20 protein-coding genes are annotated in these 24385 nt (G+C 65.9%); 10 read left to right on the top strand and 10 right to left on the bottom strand.

Annotated features, from left to right (window positions below; translation table 11 throughout):
- The 7 genes from VMI09_04580 to kdpA form a co-directional block, all read right to left on the bottom strand.
- A partial coding sequence (locus tag VMI09_04580) for a hypothetical protein (protein HTQ23948.1) occupies positions 1-214 on the bottom strand: 214 nt, incomplete at its 3' end.
- Positions 215-326: 112 nt separating this feature from the next.
- Positions 327-1664, bottom strand: coding sequence for a sigma-54 dependent transcriptional regulator (locus VMI09_04585; GenBank protein HTQ23949.1), 1338 nt, complete (start codon positions 1662-1664; stop codon positions 327-329).
- 4 nt (positions 1665-1668) lie between these two features.
- Positions 1669-3453, bottom strand: coding sequence for an ATP-binding protein (locus tag VMI09_04590; GenBank protein HTQ23950.1), 1785 nt, complete (start codon positions 3451-3453; stop codon positions 1669-1671).
- A complete protein-coding gene (locus tag VMI09_04595) occupies positions 3450-4616 on the bottom strand; it encodes a sensor histidine kinase KdpD (protein HTQ23951.1) in 1167 nt (388 codons plus the stop codon). Before VMI09_04595 ends, VMI09_04590 begins: the two co-directional genes overlap by 4 nt.
- Positions 4617-4651: 35 nt before the next feature.
- The gene (gene kdpC, locus VMI09_04600) at positions 4652-5236 is read right to left on the bottom strand and encodes a potassium-transporting ATPase subunit KdpC (protein HTQ23952.1); all 585 of its coding nucleotides are present in this window, start codon (positions 5234-5236) and stop codon (positions 4652-4654) included.
- Positions 5237-5249: 13 nt separating this feature from the next.
- Entirely contained in the window at positions 5250-7292 is a 2043-nt protein-coding gene (gene kdpB / locus VMI09_04605; GenBank protein ID HTQ23953.1) for a potassium-transporting ATPase subunit KdpB, read from the bottom strand.
- A gap of 17 nt (positions 7293-7309) precedes the next feature.
- Positions 7310-9037 carry a potassium-transporting ATPase subunit KdpA gene (gene kdpA, locus VMI09_04610; protein HTQ23954.1) on the bottom strand — a complete coding sequence of 576 codons (1728 nt, stop codon included), beginning with the start codon at positions 9035-9037 and terminating at the stop codon, positions 7310-7312.
- Between the two features lie 493 nt (positions 9038-9530).
- Here kdpA and VMI09_04615 point away from each other — a divergent pair, with 493 nt between their 5' ends.
- Genes VMI09_04615 through VMI09_04625 form a run of 3 tightly spaced genes read left to right on the top strand, consistent with a single transcriptional unit; the run spans position 9531 to position 12204 of the window.
- Entirely contained in the window at positions 9531-10568 is a 1038-nt protein-coding gene (locus VMI09_04615; GenBank protein HTQ23955.1) for a phosphotransferase family protein, read from the top strand.
- Positions 10565-11056 (top strand): hypothetical protein, encoded by a 492-nt coding sequence (locus VMI09_04620; protein ID HTQ23956.1) that lies wholly within the window; start codon positions 10565-10567, stop codon positions 11054-11056. The genes VMI09_04615 and VMI09_04620 overlap by 4 nt, the downstream gene beginning before the upstream one ends.
- 32 nt (positions 11057-11088) lie before the next feature.
- Positions 11089-12204, top strand: coding sequence for a hypothetical protein (locus VMI09_04625; GenBank protein HTQ23957.1), 1116 nt, complete (start codon positions 11089-11091; stop codon positions 12202-12204).
- An 18-nt stretch (positions 12205-12222) separates the two neighbouring features.
- Here the strand turns inward: VMI09_04625 and VMI09_04630 are convergent, their stop codons facing one another.
- Positions 12223-13509, bottom strand: a complete 1287-nt coding sequence (locus VMI09_04630; GenBank protein ID HTQ23958.1) for an MCT family MFS transporter — start codon at positions 13507-13509, stop codon at positions 12223-12225.
- A gap of 257 nt (positions 13510-13766) precedes the next feature.
- On the opposite strand from VMI09_04630, the gene VMI09_04635 reads away from it, so the two are divergent.
- Both VMI09_04635 and VMI09_04640 read left to right on the top strand, forming a co-directional pair.
- Positions 13767-14768: an LLM class flavin-dependent oxidoreductase gene (locus tag VMI09_04635; GenBank protein HTQ23959.1), complete on the top strand. Its 1002-nt coding sequence runs from the start codon at positions 13767-13769 to the stop codon at positions 14766-14768.
- Positions 14769-14817: 49 nt separating this feature from the next.
- Positions 14818-15909, top strand: a complete 1092-nt coding sequence (locus VMI09_04640) for an LLM class flavin-dependent oxidoreductase (protein HTQ23960.1) — start codon at positions 14818-14820, stop codon at positions 15907-15909.
- 10 nt (positions 15910-15919) lie between these two features.
- On the opposite strand, the gene VMI09_04645 is transcribed toward VMI09_04640, so the two are convergent.
- Positions 15920-17269, bottom strand: a complete 1350-nt coding sequence (locus VMI09_04645; GenBank protein ID HTQ23961.1) for a hypothetical protein — start codon at positions 17267-17269, stop codon at positions 15920-15922.
- 153 nt (positions 17270-17422) lie between these two features.
- Between VMI09_04645 and VMI09_04650 the strand changes: the two genes are divergently transcribed.
- The 4 genes from VMI09_04650 to pcaB all read left to right on the top strand — a co-directional run bounded on the left by VMI09_04650 (position 17423) and on the right by pcaB (position 21928).
- Positions 17423-19147 carry a thiamine pyrophosphate-requiring protein gene (locus tag VMI09_04650; GenBank protein ID HTQ23962.1) on the top strand — a complete coding sequence of 575 codons (1725 nt, stop codon included), beginning with the start codon at positions 17423-17425 and terminating at the stop codon, positions 19145-19147.
- Between the two features lie 50 nt (positions 19148-19197).
- Positions 19198-19926 carry a protocatechuate 3,4-dioxygenase subunit beta gene (pcaH, locus tag VMI09_04655; GenBank protein HTQ23963.1) on the top strand — a complete coding sequence of 243 codons (729 nt, stop codon included), beginning with the start codon at positions 19198-19200 and terminating at the stop codon, positions 19924-19926.
- Positions 19923-20510, top strand: a complete 588-nt coding sequence (gene pcaG, locus VMI09_04660; protein HTQ23964.1) for a protocatechuate 3,4-dioxygenase subunit alpha — start codon at positions 19923-19925, stop codon at positions 20508-20510. The genes pcaH and pcaG overlap by 4 nt, the downstream gene beginning before the upstream one ends.
- Before the next feature lie 62 nt (positions 20511-20572).
- Positions 20573-21928, top strand: coding sequence for a 3-carboxy-cis,cis-muconate cycloisomerase (pcaB, locus tag VMI09_04665; protein ID HTQ23965.1), 1356 nt, complete (start codon positions 20573-20575; stop codon positions 21926-21928).
- A gap of 13 nt (positions 21929-21941) precedes the next feature.
- On the opposite strand, the gene VMI09_04670 is transcribed toward pcaB, so the two are convergent.
- Positions 21942-23390 (bottom strand): amidase, encoded by a 1449-nt coding sequence (locus tag VMI09_04670; protein ID HTQ23966.1) that lies wholly within the window; start codon positions 23388-23390, stop codon positions 21942-21944.
- A 293-nt stretch (positions 23391-23683) separates the two neighbouring features.
- On the opposite strand from VMI09_04670, the gene VMI09_04675 reads away from it, so the two are divergent.
- Positions 23684-24247 (top strand): arginine decarboxylase, pyruvoyl-dependent, encoded by a 564-nt coding sequence (locus VMI09_04675; protein ID HTQ23967.1) that lies wholly within the window; start codon positions 23684-23686, stop codon positions 24245-24247.
- Positions 24248-24385: the final 138 nt, after the last annotated feature.

Below are 24385 nucleotides of genomic sequence, written 5' to 3' on the forward strand. Positions count from 1 at the left end.
AACGCGCCCGCCACTTGCCAACCATCTGCGGCGTGACTCTGAGCTTGTGGGCCACGGTCTTGTTGTCGACCCGCTCGGCGCACTTGAGAATGATCCGTGCCCGCCACGCCAGTTGCGGGGCGCTGCGCGTCCGCCGCGCCAGGGACTCCAGACTCTTCCGCTCCGCTTCGCGCAACAAGCGAAGAATCCCGAAAAAGCCCGGCACCGGGACCATTCGCTGCAGCAGCTTTCGCTCAGGGTGACACAATCCGCCTTGTGCAGAGGTTCCCCCAGGGCCGGCGCGAAGCGACGAGCCTCTGCGGCATCGGCCGAACCGCGCGCGCGGCTCAGTCGATGCCGTAGCGCTTGCGCTTGCGCCACAGGGTGGTGACGTTGATGCCGAGCGTGGCCGCGGCTTCGTCCAGCGTCGCGCTCTGGGCGAGCACGCGCATGATGTGCTCGCGCTCGATCTTCTCGAGGCTCGCCGCCGCTGCCGCCGCGCTCGTCGTGATGCCTTCCGGCGCTTCGCGGAAAATCGAATCGGGCAGGTCGTCGGGGGTGATCAGGTCGCTGCGGCAGAGCACGGCGGCGCGCTCGAGGGCGTTGCGCAGTTCGCGCACGTTGCCCGGCCAGCGGTAGTTGCGGAGCGCGGCGGCGGCTTCGGGCGAAAGCTGCATCGGCGCGCGCCGATTGCGCACGCTGGCCGCCGTCAGCATCCATTCGGCCAGCGGCAGGATATCCTCGGGGCGCTCGCGCAGCGGCGGCACCGAGAGCGTGATGACGTTGAGGCGGTAGAACAGGTCTTCGCGGAAGCGGCGCGCCGCGACTTCCGAGCGCAGGTCGCGATTGGAGGCGGCGATGATGCGGATGTCGACGCGGATGGTGCGATCGCCGCCGACCCGCTCGAAGCTCTGCTCCTGTACGAAGCGCAGGAACTTGGTTTGCAGGCCGGCGGAAAGGTCGGCGATTTCATCGAGGAAGACGGTGCCGCCGTCGGCCGCTTCCAGCCGCCCCGGCTTGTCCTTGATCGCGCCGGTGAAGGCGCCGCGGACGTGGCCGAACAGCTCGCTCTCGAGCAGCTCCTCGGAAAGCGTGGTGCAATTGACCACCACGAACGGGCGCTCGTGGCGCGGGCTCCATCGATGGATCTGGCGCGCCAGCACGTTCTTGCCGGTGCCGCTCTCGCCGCTCAGCAGCACGGTCGCCTCGCTCGCCGCGGCCTGGCGCGCGGTCTCCATCAGTCGGACCATCGCGGGGCTGCCCGAATCCAGCAGCGGAGCCTCGTCGATCGCGTTGCGCAGCGCGCGATTCTCGGCCCGCAGCACCTGCAGTTGCAGCGCGCGCTCGGCCAGGTGCTGGATCTGGTCTAGCGAAAACGGCTTGGTCACGTAGTCGAACGCGCCGGCCTTCATCGCGGCGACCGCATTCTCGACCGTGGCGTACGCGGTCATCAGGATCACCATGCACTCGGGGCGGCGCTTGCGGATCTCGGCCAGCAGCTCGAGCCCGTTCATCTCGGCCATCCGGTAGTCCGTCAGCACCAGGTCGAACGGCGCCGCCTCGATCATCGCGCGCGCCGCGCGGCCGCTCTCGGCGGTTTCGGCCTCGTGGCCGAGCGACTGGAAAAACGACGCCAGGTTGGTGCGGATATTCTTCTCGTCGTCAACTATGAGCATCCGCGCCATTCGCTCAGCCCTCCCGCGCCGCCGGCAACTGGACCACGAAGCGGCTGCCGGCCGGCGAATTTCCGGTGACGAAGATGCGCCCGCCGTGAGCCACCACGATGTCCTTTACGATCGCCAGGCCCAGTCCCGCCGAGCCCTTTTCGGCGCCGTCGCCATACTGCGCGAAGCGTTCGAATACGTAGTCGCGAAGCTCGGGCGCGATACCCGGGCCGGTGTCCGCGACCTCCAGCCGCACCGTGTCATCGGCGGAGCTGGTCGCAACCTCGATCCGCCCGCCCTCGGGAGTATAGCGAAGCGCGTTGCCGATCAGGTTCGACACGACCCACGAAAGCTTGACCGGATCGCCGCTGACCGGCGGTACCTGGGCGATATGGCTCTCGAGCGCGATGTGCTTTTCCTCGGCCTGCAGGCGGAAGCGCCCGGCGACGTCTTCGGCCACCTGCGCGAGGTCGAGCCGCTCGCGCGCGAGCGAGATCGAGGCGAGCTCGCCGCGCGCGAGATTGAGCAGGCTGTCGGTGAGCTGCTTCATCCGCGCGCATTCTTCGAGAATCGTGCGCAACAGCTCGCGCTGACGGGGGTCGAGCGCATCCTCGTGGCGCTGCATCATCTGCGCGGAAAGCGCGAGCGACGTGAGGGGCGTGCGCAGTTCGTGCGAAAGCGTTTCGACCAGGTTGCTGCGCGCGCGGTCCTGGTCGCGCAAATAGGTCACGTCCTGCAGGATTAGCAGAGTGCCGAGCGGGGCCCCCTCGGTACGATGGAGCGTGATCGGCTTGAGCACGTACGAATGGTCGCGTCCGCGCACGTGCAGTTGCACCTCGGTGCGCGGCCCGTCGGGCGCGGCGCGCCTGAGCCCGCGCAGCGCGTCGCGCACCCGGCGGTAGTGCGGCGAGTTACTGCTCAGGTCGTCGAACTGGCTGCCCAGCGCCTCGGCGGGTTCGATGTCCATGATCAGGGCGGCGATCTCGTTGATGTGGGTCACGATTCCGGCCGAGTCGATCAGCACCACGCCGTCTTCGAGGCTTTCGATGATGGCCTCGGTCTTGTGCTTCTCGTAGAGCAGGCGCTCGACGTTGAGCTTTTCGTATTGTTCCAGATGGTCGGCCATCTCATTGAACTCGCGTGCGACGCTCTCGAGCTCGGCCAGCGACTGCGGCCCGAGCCGCACCGAGGTGCGGCGCTGGCTCACCCCGCGCAGGCGTTCGGCCAGCTCGGTCAGCGGCAGCGTCAGCGCCCATCCAAGACCCCAGGAAAGCACGATGCCGGTCACGAGCAGGACCGCGAGGCCGGCGGCGAATTCGGCGGTCAGGCGCTTGCCGAGGCCGGCGGCGCGGCTGTCCGCGCGCCACATCGCGGCCTGGTTCATCGCGATCAGATCGTTCAGCCGCGCGTGCAGTTCGTCGAACTGCTGGTCGTGGCGTGCCTGCGGCGGCGCCACGGCGACCTCGTCGAACAGCCGGCGCCCGCGGCTCTCGATATCGTGCGCCAGTTCGGGCTCGCCCAGCTCGGTAAAATCGCGATCCTCGACATCCATCCAGTGCATGAAGGTGTCGCGGGAGGCGGCAAGGCGCGCGCGCGGGTTGCCGTTGCGCTCGGCCATCTGCAGTTCCCACAGCGCCTGATGCATGTGCTGGGCGGCCTCGATGCTGGTGTAGTTGCGATGGAGCGTCTCGCTGATCGAGCCGCCGAGCCGGTACACGCGGGGCAGCGCGTAGAGGCCGAGCCCGATTATCAGCACTACCAGCAGCAGGCTGACGTTGCGGATGCGCGCGCGCAGCGACGGCGTGCTCATGATTCTTTTTCCGTCTCGCCGACGTCTTCGCCGCCCACGATCTCGACGTCGAAATCGCTCGCCGCGCCGAGCAGCCGTTTGGTCACGTCGCCCTTGAGCAGGCGGCGCCAGAGCGGCTGATGGGTGCGGCCCAGCACGATCTTGGTGACTCCGTGCGTGCGCGCGAATTCGAGCATGGCGGCGACGATGTTCTCCGATTTGAGCCACACGGTTTCAGCGCCGAGGTCGCTTGCGAGGTTGATGTTGTCGAGCAGGCTGACGAAGTCCCGGGTGCTGACCCGGCTGACCGCCTCGGACGGCGTTTCGACGTGCACCGCGTACCAATCGGCGCCGAGCTGCCCCGCGATGCGGCAGGCCTTGCGCAGCAGCATCCCGCGATCGCGCGCGTTGGAGGAGAGCCCGACCATCACGCGCTCGGTCGGCAGCGTGCGCCGGCCGCCCTCGCGCTGCAGCGCCTCGCGGTCCTCGCGCTGGCGGCTCAGGCCGCGCGCGACCTCGCGCAGCGCAACCTCGCGCAGCGAAGCGAGGTTGGTCGGCTTGAAAAAGTTCTTGAGCGCGTGCTCGATCTGCGCGGCCGGGTAGATCTTTCCCTCGCGCAGCCGCTCGCGCAGCGCCTCAACGGTCACGTCCACGTTGACGATCTGGTCGGCGCGGGCGAGGAAGGAGTCGGGCACGGTTTCGCGCACGTCGACGCCGGTCAGCCGCTTCATCCGCGGATTGAGGCTTTCGATGTGCTGGATGTTCATCGCGCTGATCACGTTGATGCCCGCCGCGAGCAGCTCCTCGATGTCCTGGTAGCGCTTTTCATGCTTGGAGCCGGCGACGTTGGTATGCGCAAGCTCGTCGACGATCGCGACCTCGGGCTTGCGCGCCACGATCGCGTCGACGTCCATCTCTTCCATTTCGACGCCGCGATAGTTCAGCTTGCGCCGCGCCACCATCTCCAGGTCGCCCACCATGTCCTCGGTGTCGGCGCGCCGATGGGTTTCGATGAAGCCGAGCACGACCTCGACGCCCTTGTTGCGCAGCTCGTGCGCCTCCTCGAGCATCCGCCAGGTCTTGCCCACTCCGGCTGCCGCGCCAATGTAGATCTTGAGCCGGCCCTTGCGCTGCTCGGCGACCAGATCGAGAAATGATTCGGGCGCGGGACGTTCTTCAGCCATACGGCCAAGAGTATATACTCGCGCCGCTCCCGGTCTCAGTGTCCCGCCGCGGCCATCCGATCCAGGGCCAGGTTAAGCTCGAGGACGTTGACGCCGGGTTCGCCGAGAAATCCGGCGAAGCGCGGCCGCAGGTTGTCCTGCAGCGCCGCCCGCACCGCATCCTCGCTAAGCCCGCGCGCCTTCGCCACCCGCTTGACCTGGAGCTCCGCCGCCGCCGGGGAGATTTCCGGATCGAGCCCGCTGCCGGACGCGGTCACCAGGTCCATCGGCACGTCGGCGGGCGTGGCGCCCGGATTTTCCTCGAGCACTTTGTGCAGCGAGGCCTTGGTCGCGTCGACGAGCTTGCGGTTGGTCGGCCCCAGGTTGGAGCCGCTCGAGTTGCTCGCGTCGTAGCCCTTGTCGCCGGCGGCCGACGGGCGGGGATGGAAATATTTCGGCGCGGCGAAATTCTGTCCGATGATTTCAGAGCCGACTACCTGTCCGTCGCGGGTCACGAGGCTTCCGTTCGCCTGCCACGGGAACAGGACCTGTGCCAGGCCCCAGACCACTATGGGGTAGACGATTCCGGTCACCAGGGTCAGTGCGACAGTCATCACGGTTGCGGTTATAAGAGTACGCATCGATTTAACTACCTCATGCGAGATGGAACGCGGCCACGAACAGGTCGATAACCTTGATGCCGATGAACGGCACGATCACGCCGCCGAGGCCGTAGATGAGCAGGTTGCGGGTCAGGATCGCGGCGGCGCCGATCGGCCGATAGGCCACGCCGCGCAGCGCGAGCGGGATGAGCGCGACGATGATCAGCGCGTTGAAGATGACGGCGGAGAGGATCGCGCTCTCGGGCGTCGCCAGATGCATCACGTTGAGCTTCTGCAGTTCCGGATAGCCGATTACGAACATCGCCGGGATGATCGCGAAGTACTTGGCGACGTCGTTGGCGATCGAAAACGTGGTGAGCGCGCCGCGCGTGATCAGCAGCTGCTTGCCGATCTCGACCACTTCCATGATCTTGGTCGGATTCGAATCGAGGTCGACCATGTTGCCGGCCTCGCGCGCGGCCTGGGTCCCCGCGTTCATCGCGATTCCGACGTCGGCCTGGGCCAGCGCCGGCGCGTCGTTGGTGCCGTCGCCGATCATCGCGACCAGCTTGCCTTCGGCCTGCTCTTCGCGGATAAGCGCGAGCTTGGTTTCCGGCGTGGCCTCGGCGCGAAAATCGTCAACCCCGGCTTCGTGCGCGATCGCGGCAGCGGTCAGCGGATTGTCGCCGGTGATCATCACCGTGCGCAGACCCATCGCACGCAGCCGCGCAAAGCGCTCGCGGATGCCCTCCTTGATGATGTCCTTGAGATGGATCACGCCGAGGATTTGCTTGTTCTCGGCGACCACCAGCGGCGTGCCGCCGCTGCGCGAGATACGCTCGACGACGCCCGCCAGCTCGGCCGGCACCTGGCCACCCGCGTCGCGGACGAACTTGATCACCTGGTCGGCGGCGCCCTTGCGGATGCGTCGCCCGTTGAGGTCGACGCCGCTCATCCGGGTCTGCGCCGAGAATGGGATGAATTGCGCGTCCTTCTCCGCCAGTTCGCGGCCGCGCAGATTATACTCGCGCTTGGCCAGCACGACGATCGAGCGGCCCTCGGGCGTTTCGTCGGCAAGCGACGCCAGTTGTGCGGCGTCGGCCAGCGTCTCGATCCGCACGTCGAGCGTCGGAATGAATTCGGTCGCCATCCGGTTGCCGAGCGTGATCGTTCCGGTCTTGTCGAGCAGGAGCGTATCGACGTCGCCCGCCGCCTCGACCGCGCGGCCCGACATCGCGAGCACGTTATGCTGTACCAGGCGGTCCATCCCGGCGATCCCGATGGCCGAGAGCAATCCGCCGATGGTGGTAGGAATCAGGCACACCAGCAGCGCCACCAGGACCGGCAGTGAGAGCATGGTGCCGCCGTAGCGCGCATACGGATAGAGGCTCACGCACACCAGCATGAAGATGATCGTCAGTCCGGCGAGCAGGATGCTGAGCGCGATTTCGTTGGGCGTCTTCTGCCGCTGCGCACCCTCGACCAGCGCAATCATTCGGTCGAGGAAGGTCTCGCCCGGATTGGCGGTGATGCGCACCTTGATGTGGTCGGAGATGACCGTGGTGCCGCCGGTGACGGCGCTGCGATCGCCGCCGCTTTCGCGAATCACAGGCGCGGACTCACCCGTGATCGCAGCCTCGTTGACCGCGGCGATGCCCTCGATCACTTCGCCGTCGCCCGGAATGACGTCGCCGGCCTCGACCAGCACCACGTCGCCGCGTTTGAGCTTGGTCGCGGCAACCATCTCGATCTTGCCCCCGGCCGCAACCAGCTTGGCCTGGGTTTCAGTGCGGGTCTTGCGCAGGTTGTCGGCCTGCGCCTTGCCCCGCCCCTCGGCCATCGCCTCGGCGAAGTTGGCAAAGAGCACCGTGAACCACAGCCACAGCGCGATCTGAAACTCGAAGCCGGCCAGCGCGCTGCGTCCGAGAAAGAAATCGCGGCAGAGAATCACGGTCACCGCCGCCGCAGTCACCTCGACCACGAACATGACCGGATTGCGGGCCTGGACGCGGGGGTCGAACTTGCGCAGCGAATCGACCAGGGCGCCCCTGACGATCTGGCCTTCCCACAGCGGCGTCGCTTTACGCTCGGGCATCGGTATTCACTCCTCTCCTAGTAGAGCTTGCCCTGCATCATCGCCAGGTGTTCGACGATCGGCCCCAGGGCGTCGGCCGGAAAAAAGGTCAGCGCGGCGACGATCAGGATCACGCCGATCAGCAGCAGGACGAAGATCGCGCCGTGAGTCGGAAAGGTGCCGGCGCTCGGCGGCACCACTTTCTTGCCCGCCAGCGAGCCGGCCAGCGCGAGCACCGGAATCTTCATCATGAAGCGTCCGAACAGCATCACGAACGCGAGCGTCGAGTTGTAGAAAAGGCTGTTGGCGTTGAGCCCAGCGAATGCCGAACCGTTGTTGGCCGAGGCTTCCGTATAGGCGTACAGAATCTGCGAGAAGCCGTGCGGGCCGGGATTGGTGATGCCCGCGAGACCCGGCCCGGTTACGATCGCGATCGCGGCCGGCAGCAGGATCACCGCGGGAAAGATCAGGATAAAGAGCATCGCGAGCTTCATCTCGCGCCCTTCGATTTTCTTGCCCAGGTACTCCGGCGTTCGTCCGACCATCAGCCCCGCGATGAACACCGAGAGCACCGCCATCACCAGCATTCCGTACAAGCCCGAACCCACGCCGCCGAAGATGATCTCGCCGATCTGCATGTTGACCAGCGGAACCAGGCCGCCGAGCGGCGTAAAACTGTCGTGCATCGAGTTGACCGCGCCGCACGAGGTATCGGTCGTGACCGTCGCCCACAGCGCCGAATCGATCGGGCCGAAGCGGGTCTCCTTGCCCTCCATGTTGCCGCCAGACTGACCTGCGCTCGCCTGCTGATGAAGACCCAGCGCGGCGAACTGCGGATTGCCGCGCTGCTCGGCCCAGATCGCCGGCGTCACGCCCATCAGGAAGAGCAGCGCCATGGTCACGAACACCGCCCATCCCTGACGGCGATCCCCGGCCATCTGGCCGAACGTATGCGTCAGCGCCGCGCCGATCACGAAAATCGCCACCAGCTCGATCAAATCCGACAGCCGCGTCGGGTTCTCGTACGGATGCGATGAATTGGAGTTGAAAAAGCCGCCGCCGTTGGTTCCGAGTTCCTTGATAATCTCCTGCGAGGCTACCGGGCCCTGGGCCACCACCTGCGCGGCGCCCTCGACCGTCTTGACCTGCGTGTACGGGCTGAAGTTATCCGGCACACCCTGCCAGACCAGCACCAGCGCGAAGACCAGCGAGATGGGCAGCAGAACCCATAGCGTCGCACGCGTCAGATCGACCCAGAAATTCCCCAGGGTCTTGGCGGTGCGACGCACGAAGCCACGAATCACCGCGATCGCGATCGCGATGCCGGCCGCGGCCGAGACGAAATTGTGAAACGCGAGACCGGCCATCTGCGTCAGATAGCTCATGGTGGACTCGCCGCCGTAGGCCTGCCAGTTGGTGTTGGTGGTGAAGCTCGCCGCGGTGTTGAAGGCGAGGTCGGACGGCACACCGGCGAACTTCTGCGGGTTGAGCGGCAAAAACGCCTGCAGCCGCTGCATCAGATAAAGCACCACCATCCCGACCATGCTGAACATCAGCATCGCGACGGCGTACTCGCTCCACGTCATCTCGCTCGTTGGCCGCACCCGGCAGACCCGATAGATTAGCCGCTCGAGCGGCCCGAGCACCGGGTCGAGAAACGTCGGCTCATGGGCGAAGACTCGCGCCATGTAAAGCCCGAGCGGCACGCTCAGGACAGTGACGATGGCTAGAAAAGTCCCTACCTGGAAAACAGCGTTCCAGAACATTGCAGACCTCGGTGAAGAATGGCCCCTAGAACTTTTCGGGGCGCAGCAATGCGTATACGAGATACGCAGTCAGGAGGACGGCGCCGGCGGATCCCAGGATCAGTTCCCAAGTGCTCATAACCGCTGACACCCCCGGACGTAGGCGAGGCTCAAAGCGAAGAAGGCCACCGTTGCGACGAGGAAAATCAGGTCCAACATGCCGTTCCGTATGAGCATGAGGTATGCCAGAACGACAACAGTAGAGAAAATAACAAGCTTTGGCCGTCTGTGTAGCATATAACTGCAAGTTGCAACACTCGTGAAAGGTGCATTTTGCACTGTTTCCGATGACGCTCTGGCGCAGACCGATGCAGCATCTACGATGATCTGGCGCAACAGGATACAACCTTTTCAAGATCGAATCGGTCTGCTAATTTTCGCCGCGCCGATCCGGGATGCGTGCGACCAGGCGCGCAGCCCGCATAAGTAGCGTAAAATTCCGGAAACATCCTCGATGTACCAGCCGACCGAGACAGAACTGCGCGAGCAATTGAGCACGTTCATCGAAAAGCAGATCGGCGGGCCGGTCGCGCTTGGCGAATTGACGCGATACCCCGTCGGCTTTTCATGGCTGACCTATGGTTTCGAGGCGACGTGGGAGGAGGGGGGCCAGCGCCAGCATCGCAACCTGATCGCGCGCATCGGACCGCCTGATGGAGTGTTCAGCCCCTACAGCGCGGTGCCGCAGTTCGTCGCTCTCAAGGCCCTCGAACACAGTGGCGTCCCGGTGCCCCGCGTCTATTGGTACACTGATTCGCCCGAGGTCCTGGGCGCGCCCTTCTTCGTGATGGAGAAAGTCGAAGGCGAGGCGCCCCTGCCGTGGGTTCCGGGCGGCGGCGCGGCGTTCGACGACGCGACGCGCGCGGCGCTAGGCGAGCAGTTCGTGGCCGGGCTGGCGAAGCTGCATAGCTTCGAGTGGCGGGGGACGCCGGCAGAGCTACTCGACGGCGCCCGCGACGTGACGCAGGCGGCGGCGGCGCAAATCGATTTCTGGGAGCGATACCTACGGCGGCATCAGCGGCGCCCGTACCCGATTCTGGAATGGGGCCTCCTGTGGCTCCGTGCCAACAGCCCGCGCGCCCCGCGCATCAGCGTGATCCACGGCGACTATCGAATTGGCAACTTCCTCGTCCTGAACGGCCGTATCAGCGCGATGCTGGATTGGGAGCTGGTTCATCTCGGCGACCCCCATCAGGACCTCGGATGGATGTGCATGCGGGCGTTTCGCGGGCGCTCGCCGCTGATGTGTCATCTGATAGCGCGCGACGAACTGTATCGGCGTTACCAGGAGCTGAGCGGAATCGTGGTTGACCCGCGCTCGGTCGCGTTTTACGAGATATTCGGCACTTTCACGCTGGCAGTGATGCATGTCGGGGCACCCAACCAGTTCGAAGGCGGGCAGTTCGACGACTTGCGGATGGCTGCGATGGGCGCGCAGCTATGGCGGCTGCTCGCGCAGCTCGAGAGAGCATTGTCGGGCGAGATATCATGAATAATTCGCTGAACCGGCTCATCGACGGGATCGTGATCGCGCTCGAGCGCGAGATTATCCCGCGCGTTGACGACGCTTACGCACGCGGCCAGGCGTTCGCGATTATGGATCTGCTGCGCAATATGCGCCCGCGGCTTCAGTGGTCGCGCGAGATCACGCTTGCGCAGGTCGAGATTCAGGAGGCTGCACTGGCCCGGGTGGACCAGGCGTGCCGCGGACAAAAAGAGCGCCCCCGCGCCTATGCCGCGCCAGCGACACCCTCGAACACGCTCGACACGACGGAACTCGAGGCGCGCCGCGATCGGCTGGAGGCCGAGGTATGCGACGTGCTCAAATGGCTGGCGGAGCATCGCGCCGGGCTCGACTCCGCAGCCGCGAAGTCGGTTGAAGAGGCGCTCACGAATTATATGCGCGAGGCGGTCAAGCGCGAGCTGGCGCTGACCGCAAATCCGCTCTTCGCGGAGATCTCGCGCGGCGCCAACGCATAAGGACTCAACGCAGAAGGACGGATCGTAAAAAAATGCTGACTGCGCAAGACGATTTCATCGGCCACCAGCTTCCCACCACGTTCGACCACGTTTACACCAGCGACCCCGCCTGGATGGAGCGGATGTGGTACACGGGACATCCAGTGCCCGCCGGCGACGTGATTTTTGACATCGGGCTCGGTTATTACCCGAACAAGAACGTGATGGACGCGTTTGCCGGGGTGACGATCGACAGTGTGCAGCACAACATCCGGATGTCCCGGCGGCTGCGGCCTGATCCGCTCCTAACTCGCGTCGGACCGCTGCAAATCCACGTATTGGAGGGGCTGCGGCGTCATCGAATCGTGCTCGCAGAGAACGACTCCGGCCTGAGCTTCGATATCGAGTTCCAGGCCGCGTTGAATCCGCACGAAGAGGAGCCGCATTTTCGCCGCCGCCACGGCCGGGTCGCCGAGGAGATCGCGCGCGCGCAACAGGTCGGACGCTATGCTGGATGGATCAAGGCCGGCGGCAAGCGCTACGAACTGAAGCCCGAGCAATGGTGGGGGCAGCGGGACCGCTCCTGGGGCATCCGCGCCGAATTGCACACCGATGAGACCAAGCCGCCGATCTCGTACTTTCCGCCGCTATTTTTTAGCTGGTCAACGATCCAGTTCGCCGATCACGGCCTGCAATGGTACTTCAACGAGCGCGCGCCCGGCGATTATATCTACATCACCGGGGAAGAAGTGCTGCCGCTCGGAAAGCCGATCGACCGCCGCCGCCGTATCACGCATGTCGCCCACGAGGTCACTTGGGCCGACGACCCGCGCGGCCAGACCATGGACCATGCCGAGTTCGAGATGACGTTCGCGGACGGTTCGAAACGGACCGTGCAGATCCGTATGCTGCCCGGACGCTATTACCTGAAGTCCGGCATGTATGGCGGGCTGAACGGATGGGCGCAGGGCGACGACAAAGGGCCGCTCCACGTCGCCCACGACCGATGGGACCTTCGCGATCCGGAGATTCGCCGCCTGGTGCGCACGCTGAGCGACCATGTGATCGAAGTGCGCGACGGCAACGCGGTCGGCTACGGCGTGATGGAGTATGGCGTCTCGGCCGGCTATCCGAAGTACAAGCAGGTGCAGAATCATCCGATATTCTAGGGCGCGGAAATCGGTCTTCTAAGGCGCGGAATCGGGAACCTCGATTTTCGGCAGCGGCAGCAGGATGATAACCGCTCCGCTCGCCATCGCCAGCGCCGCGCCGATCGCCCATCGGTAGCCGCCGGTGCGGTCGATGATGAAGCCGGCGAGCGGCGGCCCGATAAGCGTTCCGAAGGCGTTACTTGTGTAGAGCGAGCCGACCAGCGCGCCTAGATTGCCGGTGCCGAAGAATTGCGCCAGAACCGCCGGCGCCAGCGCCACGTAACCGCCATAGCCCGTGCCGATCGCCAGCGCAAAAACCACCAGCGTCGGATATGAGTGGGCGCCAAGCCAGATGGCGTAACTCGACGCCTGCAGCAGAAAGCAGAAGATGTAGAGCCCGACGAGGCTCATCCGGTCGGCGAGCGCGCCCAGCCCCAGCCTCCCCACGACGCTCCCGATGCCGATTACGCCGATCAACGCGGCGCTCGAGACAGCGCTTGTTCCGAGGTCGCGCGCGAATCCGGGTAGGAACACGAACGGGACGAAGAGTGGAACCGAGCACAGGAACGAGGACGCGTACAGCAGCATGAAGACGGGCGCCCGCAGCGCCTCGCCCGCGGTAGGGCCGGTCCTGCCGCGCGCGGTCGGCGAGCGCTTCACCAGCGCACCGGCAACCAGGAGCAGCGCGGCGCTCGCCACGCCGAACAGCACGTACGTCATGCGCCATCCATATTGCGGGATGCACTTGGCGGCGAGCGGCGCGCCGACGATCGTGCCGAAACCGATGCCCGAGATGGCGATCCCGAGCGCCGTATTGCGCCGTTGCACGAACCATCCGCTGACCACCGCCACCATCGGCGAGTATCCGCAGGCGACGCCCAGACCGACGCCGACGCCATAGGTCAGGTAGCTAAGCCACAGATGGCCGATCGCGGCGGTCAGGACGAGCCCGGCTCCCATCAGGAGCGCGCTCGCGATCATCATCGGACGCGGGCCGATGCGGTCGGAGATGTGGCCGGCCGCGGCGCCGAAGAGAAAATAGATGAATGCGGTGATCGAGAAGATCGCGGAGATTGCGGCGCGGCCGGAATGGAACTCCGCCGTCATCGGCTTAACGAAAGCGCCAAAGCTGTACGCCACCGCGAACAACGTAAACATCGAGAGGAACGCGGCGAAGACAATCAGCCAGGCCCGCGGCGAATCCGGCTCGGTCGGTAGAATGCGGTCGAGCGTGAGGATGCGGTCGAGTATCGGGATTCGGCGACACGGACCGGCGGCTTTATCCGCAATCTCCGGTCGTCGCGTGTCGGGTGTGGCGCTCACAGCTTACCAACTTGTCCGGCGGCGGCGTGGCACCGCGGGTGACGCATCCTATTCACGCGCCCGGCCGGCGGCAAACCGGGCGGAAGACACCAATCGCACGTATAACCCCGCCTTTGGAAATCCGTGAAATGCGCCTTGTCCGATCCGTGCCGGCGAATTGGCCTCGGGGCGCAGAGCCATGTAATAAAGACGATGCGCGCAACGAGCCGCCGGCGTTTGTCTGCCCGCAGCCGCGCGCGATGGAGAAATACGCGACGATGCGACATGGAATTACGATTCCGCTCGAAGCCTTTCAAAACGAACACTTCACCGAACTGGTGCGCACCGCAGAGCGCGCCGGCTATGACGATTTCTGGTCGTTCGAGTCGTACGCGACCGATGCCTTCTCGCCGCTCGCGGCCGCGGCGATGATCGCGCCCAGGCAGCGGCTGGGCACTGCGATCGTGCCGGCGTTCACCCGGCCGCCGGCCTTGATCGCGATGTCGGCCGCGACGGTGCAGCAGCTTTCGGGCGGCCGGTTCATCCTTGGATTGGGAACCTCGTCGCCGGTGATCGTGCAGCAGTGGATGGGCGTGCCGTTCGAGCATCCGCTCACCCGGGTGCGCGAGACCGTCGCCGCGATCCGCGGCGCTTTCACCCGGGAGAAGGTCACGCTCAAGGGCAAAACCGTACAGGTCAGCGGCTTTCGCATGGCTGTCACGCTGGACCAGCCGCCGCCGATTTACCTTGGCGCCCAGGGCGAGAAGATGCTCCGGCTCGTGGGCGAGATCGCCGACGGGCTCATCACCAACTTCATCACGCCGTCGGCGTTGCCGGCGATGATCGCGCACGTGCGCGAGGGCCAGCGCGCGGCCGGCAAGGACACCAGAGCACCGCTCGACGTCGTCTGCCGGATCTTCGTCGCGGTCGACGATGACAACGACGCGCTGCGCAACGAGCTGCGGCGCCATCTGACCGCCTACATGACCGTGCCGCAGTACAACAATTTCTTCCGTGAGATCGGCTTCGAGGCCGAGGCCGCGACCGCGGCCAAGGCCTGGAACGCGGGCGATCGCAAGGCCGCGGTCGCCGCCGTGCCGGACCGGATGCTGGAGGAAATTTACGTCTTCGGCAGCGTCGACCATTGCCGGGCGCGGCTGGCCGAGTTCCAAAAGGCGGGCGTGACCGCGACAGCGCTCGAACCCGAGTCGTTTGCGCCCGACCCCAAGGAGCGGCGCGCGCGCATACTGCGCGCGGTCGAGCGTCTCGCCGGGGTATAGGCGGCAGGCCGGCGGACCCGTTTATCATCCTCCTCATTCGGAGAGCGCGATGGCGGTTGGAAAAAAGGTGGAAGAACCTCGCGGGCCGCTCAGCCTTGGGCTCTTCATGCCCAACTGCAGCAACGCGTACTCGATCAGCACCTACAAGCCGGAGCCTGACGACTGGACGTACGAAGCGAACGCCCGGATCGCTCACGCGGCCGAGGCTGCCGGCTTCGATTTTCTTTTTCCGGTAGCCAAGTGGAAGGGTTACGGCGGCAAGACCGATTACCTCGGCACCTCGCTCGAAACGATGACCTGGGCGGGTGCGCTGCTCGCGATCACCGAGCGCATCCAGGTCTTTTCCACCGTCCACGTGCCGATCTTCCATCCGCTGGTCGCGGCCAAGATGGGGGCGACGCTCGATCATATCGGGAAGGGGCGATGGGGCCTCAACGTGGTCAGCGGATGGAGCGAGCGCGAGTTCTCGATGATGGGAATCGAGGTGCTGCCGCATGGCGAACGCTACGCGCGCACCGCGGCCTACCTCGAAATCGTCAAGGGGTTATGGACCTGCGAGCCGGGCACGTTCGAGCACGAATCGAAATGGTATCGGATTCACGGCGGATGGGTGATGCCGCAGCCGACCCGCAAACCGCATCCGCCAATCGCCAACGCCGGCGTCTCGGAGGACGCCCGCGAACTGGTCGCACGCCTGTGCGATTGGGCCTTTATCTCCCCGCCTTCGGTCGAAGCCTGCGCCGGGTTGACCGCCGACATTCGATCGCGCGCAGCGCGCTATGGGCGCTCCGTCAAATGCTGCTGCTATCCATTCGTGCTCTGGCGCGAAACCGAGCGCGAAGCCAATGACGAGCGCCGCCGTATCGTTGAGCAGATGGATCGCGAAGCGGCCGAGAATTGGGCGCATGGTCTGCTGCCGCAAAGCGGGTCCTTCGACAACTTCACGCTCGAGATGTTCGCGGTCGGCGGCGGCGCGCTGCCGCTCATCGGCACGCGCGAGCAGGTTGCCGAGACTCTCGATCGCCTCTATCGCTCGGGGATGGACGGGCTGCTGATGGTTTTTCTCGCGTACTACGAGGATACGCTGCGCTTCGAGCGCGAGATCATGCCGCTGTTGCGCCAGCTCGGAACGATCCGCTGACTTTCGCCGGCTACGGCCGCGCCGGTCGCACTGTCACGGTGGGCGGCGTCGCAAGCTCGCGCGCGACCGTGTCCGGCTCCGCGCGGTCGGCAAGAATCATCAGGATCGAATCGACCCGATGCGTTCCGGCCGCAAGGTTTTCCCATCCGGTCATCAGGTAGCCGATTCGAAGCCCGCCCCCGGCGCATGACGAGGTCGCCCGCTCTGATTTGTTCGCCGCTACATTGCCGTCGCAGTAATACAACCATCGCCGGAGCGTAGCGAAATCGGGCGACGGCATGAACGTCTGCATAATGATTCTGCCGCCGCCTCTGAGCGCGAGCCATCTCACCTCAGGCTCATCGTCGCGGAGCTCTGTGGCCAGCGCCGCCCGTTTCGACTCGGGCGCAAGGGGGTTCCACTCATTCGTACGCCATCCGAGCGCGAAGTCCTCGACGCCAACGAAATCGAGCCACGTGCGCACCTGAACGCCGTCGAAAAAGAGCCGCGGCAGCCACAGGACTCGCGCGAGGAATGAATCCTCCGCGTAGCCGCGATAGAAAATCTCGTCGCTGAATACGCGCGGCGATTCGATACCGAAGAGCAGCTTCACCGAGTGGCTCACGCGCCGGATTACTCGGACAGAGCCGCCGTGCCAGGCCATCACGCCGTTCGCCACGCCGCTAGCGTTGAGCCGCAGCTTGAAGACCTTCAACACCCGCGCCGTCACCTGCACCTGGGTACCCTCGATTAGACTCGGCGATAGATTGCCGCGATCGTCTCGGAGCGCAAGGCCGACCGGAAAATCACCGCGAAAGATCATCCGGTAGCTCCCGCCCTCGACGCTGCCGGCCGCAGGATCGTAACTGACATACGAAACGGGGCTGAGGTGTGGCGACGGCACGGCCGCGAGATACGCATAGCGGAGCGTATGGGTCGCGGCGTCCCGCGCTTCGATTTCGAGCGCGTCTGTGGGAAGCTCGGCGGGCGGCGGCGAGGCTCGATCGCCCAGATCGGAGAGCATCATCGCTATTTCATCGTCGCGGTCGAGAATCCCGGGGCTGTCGTCGCTGAGCGGCTCGGGGCCTTCGGTCAGTGCATAGCGCCCGTCGGGCAGGACTTCATCGACCTGGAAAGGAATCGGCGCAAGATGCCCGCCGCGGAGCGCGAGCGCCTCAAGATGGCTCTCCGGGCTGCCGAGAAGCTGCGGGATTGCTGCACCCTTGAGTACGATCGCGCGCCACGCCGGCTCGACGGGATCGGCAAGGGCAGGGGAGGCGTCGCGAACCGCGCACGCCGCCGCGAGCGCGAGCATCACGGCCACCCGCATGAAGATGCGGCCGTCGAGCAATCTGCGCGAGAACGCAAGAAGGCGCGTCATGACGCATTTTCCATCGAAAGCGCGATGCGCCGAAAGCCGCATCCACCAAGGCGCGCGGCGCGCCATAAAGGTCGTAAGCGCGGGCGTACCGGGGTATGCTCTGCTTTCGGTTGAGGGCGCGCTATCGAATACGCGAGGGCGCCGGCGATCACGATGAGCACACGCAAGACGGTTGCGGTCGAGAACACCGCGCAGGCCTTTCTCGAAATGCTCGACGCGCTCGGCGTGCGCTATCTAATCGGCAACGCCGGCACTGATTTCGCCTCGATCATCGACGCCTTCTCCAAGCGCACCGTCGACGGCAAATCCGGGCCGCGCGCGATGATGGTCGCGCACGAATGCTGCGTCGTCAGCATGGCGCACGGCTACTACCTGGCGACCGGCGAACCTGCGGTCGCGATGGTCCATACCACGCCGGGCACCGCCAACGCGCTTGGCGCCCTGATGAACGCGTATCGCTCCAACGTGCCGCTCGTGCTGTGCGCCGGGCGCACGCCGCTGACCGAGGCCGGGATGCCCGGGAGCCGCGACACGCTGATCCACTGGGGGCAGGAATCCTTCGACCAGGGCTCGATCGTGCGCGAGTTCGTCAAGTGGGACTACGAGCTGCGCAATTTCGATCAGCTCGAGGCCGTGATGCGGCGCGCGTTCGCGGTCGCGATGGCGGAGCCGCGCGGACCGGTCTATCTGAGCCTGCCGCGCGAGGTGCTGGCCGCGGCGCAGCGCGAATTCAGCTACTCGCCCAAGGGTCTCGCGGCGCCCGTAATGCCGCCGGCGCCGTCGCCAGTTGCGCTCGCCGCGATGGCGCGGATGATCGCGGAGGCGAAGCATCCGCTTGTTGTGACGCGAATGCTCGGGCGCAATCCGGCGGCGGTTGCGAGCCTGGTCGCGCTGGCCGAGTCGTTCGCGCTGCCGGTAGTTGAGCATCCGAACCCCGCTTACGTAAACTTTCCCAACAACCATCCGCTGCATCTCGGCTACGATCCCGCGCCCTACCTGGACGACACCGATCTCATAGTGGTGATCGATACCGACGTCCCGTGGATTCCGCATCTGCGCGCTCCCGGCGTCGAGACCAAAATCATCCACCTGGGCGTCAACCCGATTTACGATCGCTACCCGATATGGAGCTTCCCTTCCGATCTGGCGGTGCAGGCCGATTCGGCCGTAGCGATTCCGATGCTGACGGAGGCGATGGCGCCGATGCGCGCCGCCCACAAAGGCGCGATCGAACGGCGCGCGGCCACAATCGCGCGACGGCATCGCGACCTCGCCGCTGCGGCGCAGGCGGAAATAGAAGCGGCGGGCAAGCATAGTCACGTCACGATGGAGTGGCTCGCGCACTGCCTCGATCGCGCCTGCGACGAGCAAACGGTGTTCGTCAACGAATACAATCTGAGCCTGCGCCATATCACGCTCGACCGTCCCGGCATGCAGTTTGGCCATTCCACCGCCGGACACCTCGGATGGGGCGTGGGCGCGGCGCTAGGCATCAAGCTGGGCGCGCCTGAGAAGACGGTGATCGCGGTGGTCGGCGACGGCAGTTACATCTTCAGCGTGCCGAGCGCATGCCACCTGGCCTCGGCCACGCTCGGATTGCCGACCCTGACGATCATCGCGAACAACGGCGGATGGGGCGCGGTGCATCGTTCGGTTGAGGGCGTGCATCCGGAAGGATGGTCGATGCGCACCGGGGAGATGCCGTTCGTGCGTTTCGGGATGCAACCGGCGTACGAAAAATTCACCGAGGCGTACGGCGGTTACGGCGAGGCAGTGAGCGACCCCGTGGAATTGCCGGTGGCGCTCAAGCGGGCGCTCCGCGCGGTGCGCGAAGAGCACCGCCAGGCCGTCCTCAACATCATCTGCCGCCCGCTGTGATATAAGGGGCTTGCACTGGGGGTCGCGTTCAGGAGCCAGGGAGAGAGAGCATGACGAGCACGCTCCTCGGTTACCGCCGCATCGCGAGCGGAATCGATCCGCCCTACGATCATGCGGCGTACGCGAGCACACACAAGCGCGCCCCGAAAAATCCGCCGGTTCGTATCGCACACACCCTCTCCGAGATAACCGGGCCGCGACTCGGCGCCGATTTCGTAAGCGCAGGCGACACGGACCTCACGCGCTTCGCCGGCGGCGAGGCGCTCGGCGAGCGCATCGTGGTGACCGGCCGCGTGCTCGACGAGGACGGCCGCCCGGTTCCCGACGCGCTGGTGGAGATCTGGCAGGCGAACTCGGCGGGCCGTTACGCGCACGACGTCGATCAGCACGACGCGCCGCTCGACCCGCATTTTTCGGGCGTCGGCCGCGTGGCGACCGGCGCCGACGGCACCTATCGTTTCGCGACCATCAAGCCGGCCGCCTATCCCTGGAAGAATCACCACAATGCATGGCGTCCGCAGCATATTCATCTGAGCCTCTTCGGCCCCGGCTTCGCGACCCGGCTGATCACGCAGATGTATTTCCCCGGTGACCCGCTGCTCCAGCTTGATCCGATCTTCCAGAGCGTGCCCGACCCGGCTGCGCGCGAGCGTCTGGTCTGCGCGTTCGATATCGAGGTGACCATCCCGGAGCGCGCGCTCGGCTATCGCTTCGATATCGTGCTGCGCGGCCGCGATGCGACCCCGTTCGAGAGCGGCGGGAGCGGTGGCCCACGATGAGCCGTCTGACGCCCTCGCAAACCATCGGCCCGTTTTTCCATCGCGCGCTGCTGCACGAGGGATGGAACGATCTCGCGGCGCGCGGCGCGGCCGGCGAGCGTATCGCAATCGAAGGACGCGTGCGCGACGGCGACGGTGCGCCCGTGGGCGACGCGATGGTCGAGATATGGCAGGCCAACGCCGCCGGCCGTTACGACCATCCCGCGGATCGCCAAGAGGACGGCCAGGGGAACAGACCCATCGATCCCAACTTCCACGGCTTCGGCCGCGTCGCCACGGATTCCGAAGGGCGGTTTCGCCTGCGCACGGTAAAGCCAGGAGCGGTGCCGGGAGAAGGCGGCGCGATGCAGGCACCGCATATCAACGTGTCGGTGTTCGCGCGCGGGCTCCTGAAGCGGCTCGCCACCCGGCTCTATTTCCCGGACGAGCCGCTTAATGACGGCGATCCGCTGCTGAGCGCGATTCCCGCAAAGCGCCGCGCAACGCTTGTCGCGCGCGCGGCTGCCGGCGGCACAGCCGAGCGCGTACTTCATTTCGATATCGTATTGCAGGGCGCCGACGAGACCGTCTTTTTTGATGTATAAAGACGAGACCATTCTGCTCGACGTGTAAAAACGATGGGCTCGCAGTTGCGCGGACGGAAGCGATGAGCGTGCATCCGGCGGATTCGGAAATCTCCGGCGCGCTGTGGAGCACAGCCGAGATGCGCGCGCTTTTTTCCGACGCGGCCGAGCTTCAGGCGATGCTCGACGTCGAGGCTGCGCTGGCGCGCGCCGAGGCGAAGGTGGGCCTCGTCCCGCAACACATCGCCGAGGCGATCACAAAAGCGGCGCGAGTCGAAAACCTGCGGCTCGAACGAATCGCCGAGGGCGTGTGCGAGACCGGCGTGCCGGTGCCTGCGCTGGTGGGCGAGCTTGGCCGCGCCGCAGGCGACGAGGCCGCGCGCTATATCCATCTGGGCGCGACCACGCAGGACATTCTCGACACCGCGCTGGTGCTCCGGATGCGAAGCGGGCTCGAGTATCTGCGGCGCGACCTCGTCGTGCTCGCGCGCGCGCTGGCGAGACGCGCGAGCGAGTTTCGCGACACGCCGATGGCCGGCCGGACGCATCTGCAGCAGGCAGTGCCGGTAACCTTCGGTTTCAAGTGCGCGGTTTGGGCCTCCCCGTTTCCGGCCCATGTCGAACGGCTCGAACAGGCTGCGCGCCGCGCGCTGGTGGTGCAGTTCGGCGGCGCGGCGGGCACGCTTGCCTCGCTCGGCGAGCACGGCTTCGCGGTCGCGGAAGCGTTCGCGCACGAACTCGGCCTCGGCGTGCCGGATTTGCCCTGGCACGCCGCGCGCGATCGTGTCGCCGAAATAGTCGCGCTGCTGGGTCTCATTTGCGGCAGCCTCTCCAAGTTCGCGCTCGACGTGGCGCTCCTGATGCAAACGGAAGTAGGCGAGATTTTCGAGCCGCATGCGCCGGGCCGCGGCGGTTCGAGCACGATGCCGCAAAAACGCAATCCCGTCGCCGCCGAATACATAATCGCCGCCGCGCGCGGCGTGCATGCGCTCGCGCCCCTGGCGTTGACCGCGATGGTGCAGGACCATGAGCGCGCGGCCGGTCCGTGGCAGAGCGAGGCGCTGGCGGTCCCGCAATGTTTCGTGCTGTGTGCGGGCGCGATCGCGCACGCGCGCTCGATCGCCGAGGGCATGACGATCGACGCCGCGCGGATGCGCCGCAACCTGGAGCTTGGCGGCGGGCGTATCATGGCGGAGGCGGTCGCGAGCGGGCTTGCGCCGGCGATCGGCCGCGCGGCGGCCCATCAGGCGCTAAAGCGTGTCTCGGATCGCGCGCTTGCCGAGGGCAAAACGCTGGCGCAGGCGCTCGGCGATGACGCCGAGGTGCGCTCTCATCTCGGTCCCGAACAGATCGACCGCCTTACCGATCCCGCCGCCTACCTCGGCTCGGCCGGCGCCTTTGTCGATCGCGTGGTCGCGCGAATCGCGGGGCTGGGCTGACCCGACGCGGCCGTCACGCCGTCGCCGCGTGCGTCGGCGGACGCCTTGCCGCCCACGGACGCGCCTGCTCTAGCTGGGCCGCGAGCCGCAGCAGCGTCGCTTCATCGCCAAGGCGCCCGGCGATCTGAACTCCGATCGGAAGGCCGCCTGCGCTCCAATGGAGCGGCAGCGAGATCGCCGGCTGCCCGGTGGTGTTGAAGAGCGGAGTGAACGGCGCGTATGAGAAAACCTGGTGCGTCCATTCCTTCGCGGTGATGTCCTTGCGATCCTGGTTCACTTCGCCGAGCGGCACGGGCGGACGCGCGATCGTCGGCGTCAGGAGCGCGTCAACCTCTTCGAAGAAAGCGCCGACCTGGCGCGACACCAGGTTGCCGTGCGCCATCGCGTTGATCAGATCCGCGGCCGAGTAGCGCTTGCCGTCCTCGTAGCAGGCAATTGTCACCGCCTCGAGGTTGTCGGGTCCCGGTTTGCGGCCGCTCACGGCCGCAGCAAAGTCGATCGATGCGACGGCGAACGCGGTCCAAATGACGTGTGCGTTGTCGAGAAACGCGTTCCAATCGAACCGCGGATGGTCTTCGATCAGTGTATGCCCAAGGCTTTCGAGGAGCCGCACGGTTTCGTGCACGGCCTTTTCGCATTCGGGGTCGATCCTGGCCCCTGAAGCTGGCGTCGCCGTCCACGCGATACGCAGGCGGCCCGGCGGCATAGCGATCTCCTCGCGGTAGGGCCGCGCCGGAGGCACGGGACGGCTTGGCGCTCCCACGTCGGGGCCGGCCACCGCGTCGAGCATTGCGGCCGCGTCGCGCACGCTGCGCGTCAGCACGAATTCGCAGGCGAGGCCGCAGAGCAGATCGCCATAGTCGGGGCCCGACGGAATCCGGTCGCGCGAGGGCTTCAGCCCGACGAGTCCGTTGCAGGAGGCAGGAATGCGAATCGATCCGCCGCCGTCGTTGGCGTGGGCGACCGGTACGATGCCTGCGGCGACCGCCGCGCCGGATCCGCCGCTCGAGCCGCCGGAGCTGCGTACGAGGTCCCACGGGTTGTGCACCGGGCCGAACGCGCGCGGCTCCGTAGTGGGGTTGTAGCCGAACTCGGGCGTTTGCGTGGTGCCCACGAGCACCAAGCCGGCGCGGCGAAACCGCGCCATCAATTCGGTGTCGGCGTCGGGCACGAAGCCGTGGGCCAGCTTCGAGCCCATCTCGCAGCGCACGCCCTTGGCGTGCAGAACGATTTCCTTGATCAGGAAGGGAACGCCGGCGAAGGGGCCGGCGGGGAGGCCCGCGCGAATCGCGGCGGCGCTTTCCGCGGGAAGTGTCCCCAGCACGGCATTGATCCTGGGATTTAGTTTGGCCACCGCCTCGAGCGCCGCGGCGGCGAGCTCGTCGGGCGTCACTTCCTTGCGCGCCACCAACTCAGCCAGACCGAGTCCGTCGTGAGAAGCATAGTCGCGAAGCGAAATCATCGGCGGTCCTCCTGGAAAAACTTATGTCGGCCCTTCAGGCCGCGGTACCACAGTTCGCCCCGGGACGGCAAATTGCCGGGACGAATCAGAAAACCCAATTGGGAACCCGTTGCGCCGTCACCGGATGGAAGGTAAGCAACATGGCGGCGGCCGCGCGATCATCCGGCGGAAATGCGGATATAACGCTGCCGCAATGCCGGCTCGGGTACGATCGCCGGCCAGCTTACGGTAAAATCAATCACGTTACTGTCCGATTTGCGGGAGACGCCGTAGCAAGGACGCGGAGGACTTAGATGGGGCCGATCGGAGACGCAATTTTCCTGACCAAAGGCGTGGGACGGCATAGCGAGAAGCTGACCTCGTTCGAGCTGGCGCTGCGCGACGCCCGTATAGCGGAATTCAACCTGGTGCGGGTCAGTTCGATTTTTCCTCCCGGATGCAGAGTTATTCCGGTGCAGGAAGGACTCAAACATCTGAAGCCCGGGCAGATCGTGTACGCGGTGATGTACGACAACGCCACCAATGAACCGCATCGCCTGGTCGCTACGTCCGTCGGCCTCGCGATACCCGCGGACAAGGACCAGTACGGGTATCTCTCCGAGCACAAGAGTTTCGGCGAGACCGACCAGAAAGCTGGCGACTACGCCGAAGATCTGGCGGCCACGATGCTCGCGACTATCCTGGGCGTCGATTTCGATCCCAACGCGAGCTACGACGAGCGCAAGGACATCTGGAAACTCTCGGACAAGATCGTCACGACCCGCAACGTGACGCAATCGGCGATCGGCGATCGCGAGGGGCTTTGGACCTCGGTGGTCGCCGCCGCGGTGTTCGTCAGCTTGCCCAAGACCAGGTAACGGCCGGTCCGGCGCGTACGCAGTTCTCTGAGATGATTCCGTCAGCTGCGGGGCCGGCGTCGGCACCGTCAACGGGCCTGCTTGGCGGCCCTGGACCGCAAATGTCGCGAACCTGAGCGCGCGCCGCCTCACGAGCTT

This window comes from Candidatus Binataceae bacterium (genome assembly GCA_035500095.1).
GTDB lineage: Bacteria > Desulfobacterota > Binatia > Binatales > Binataceae > JAKAVN01.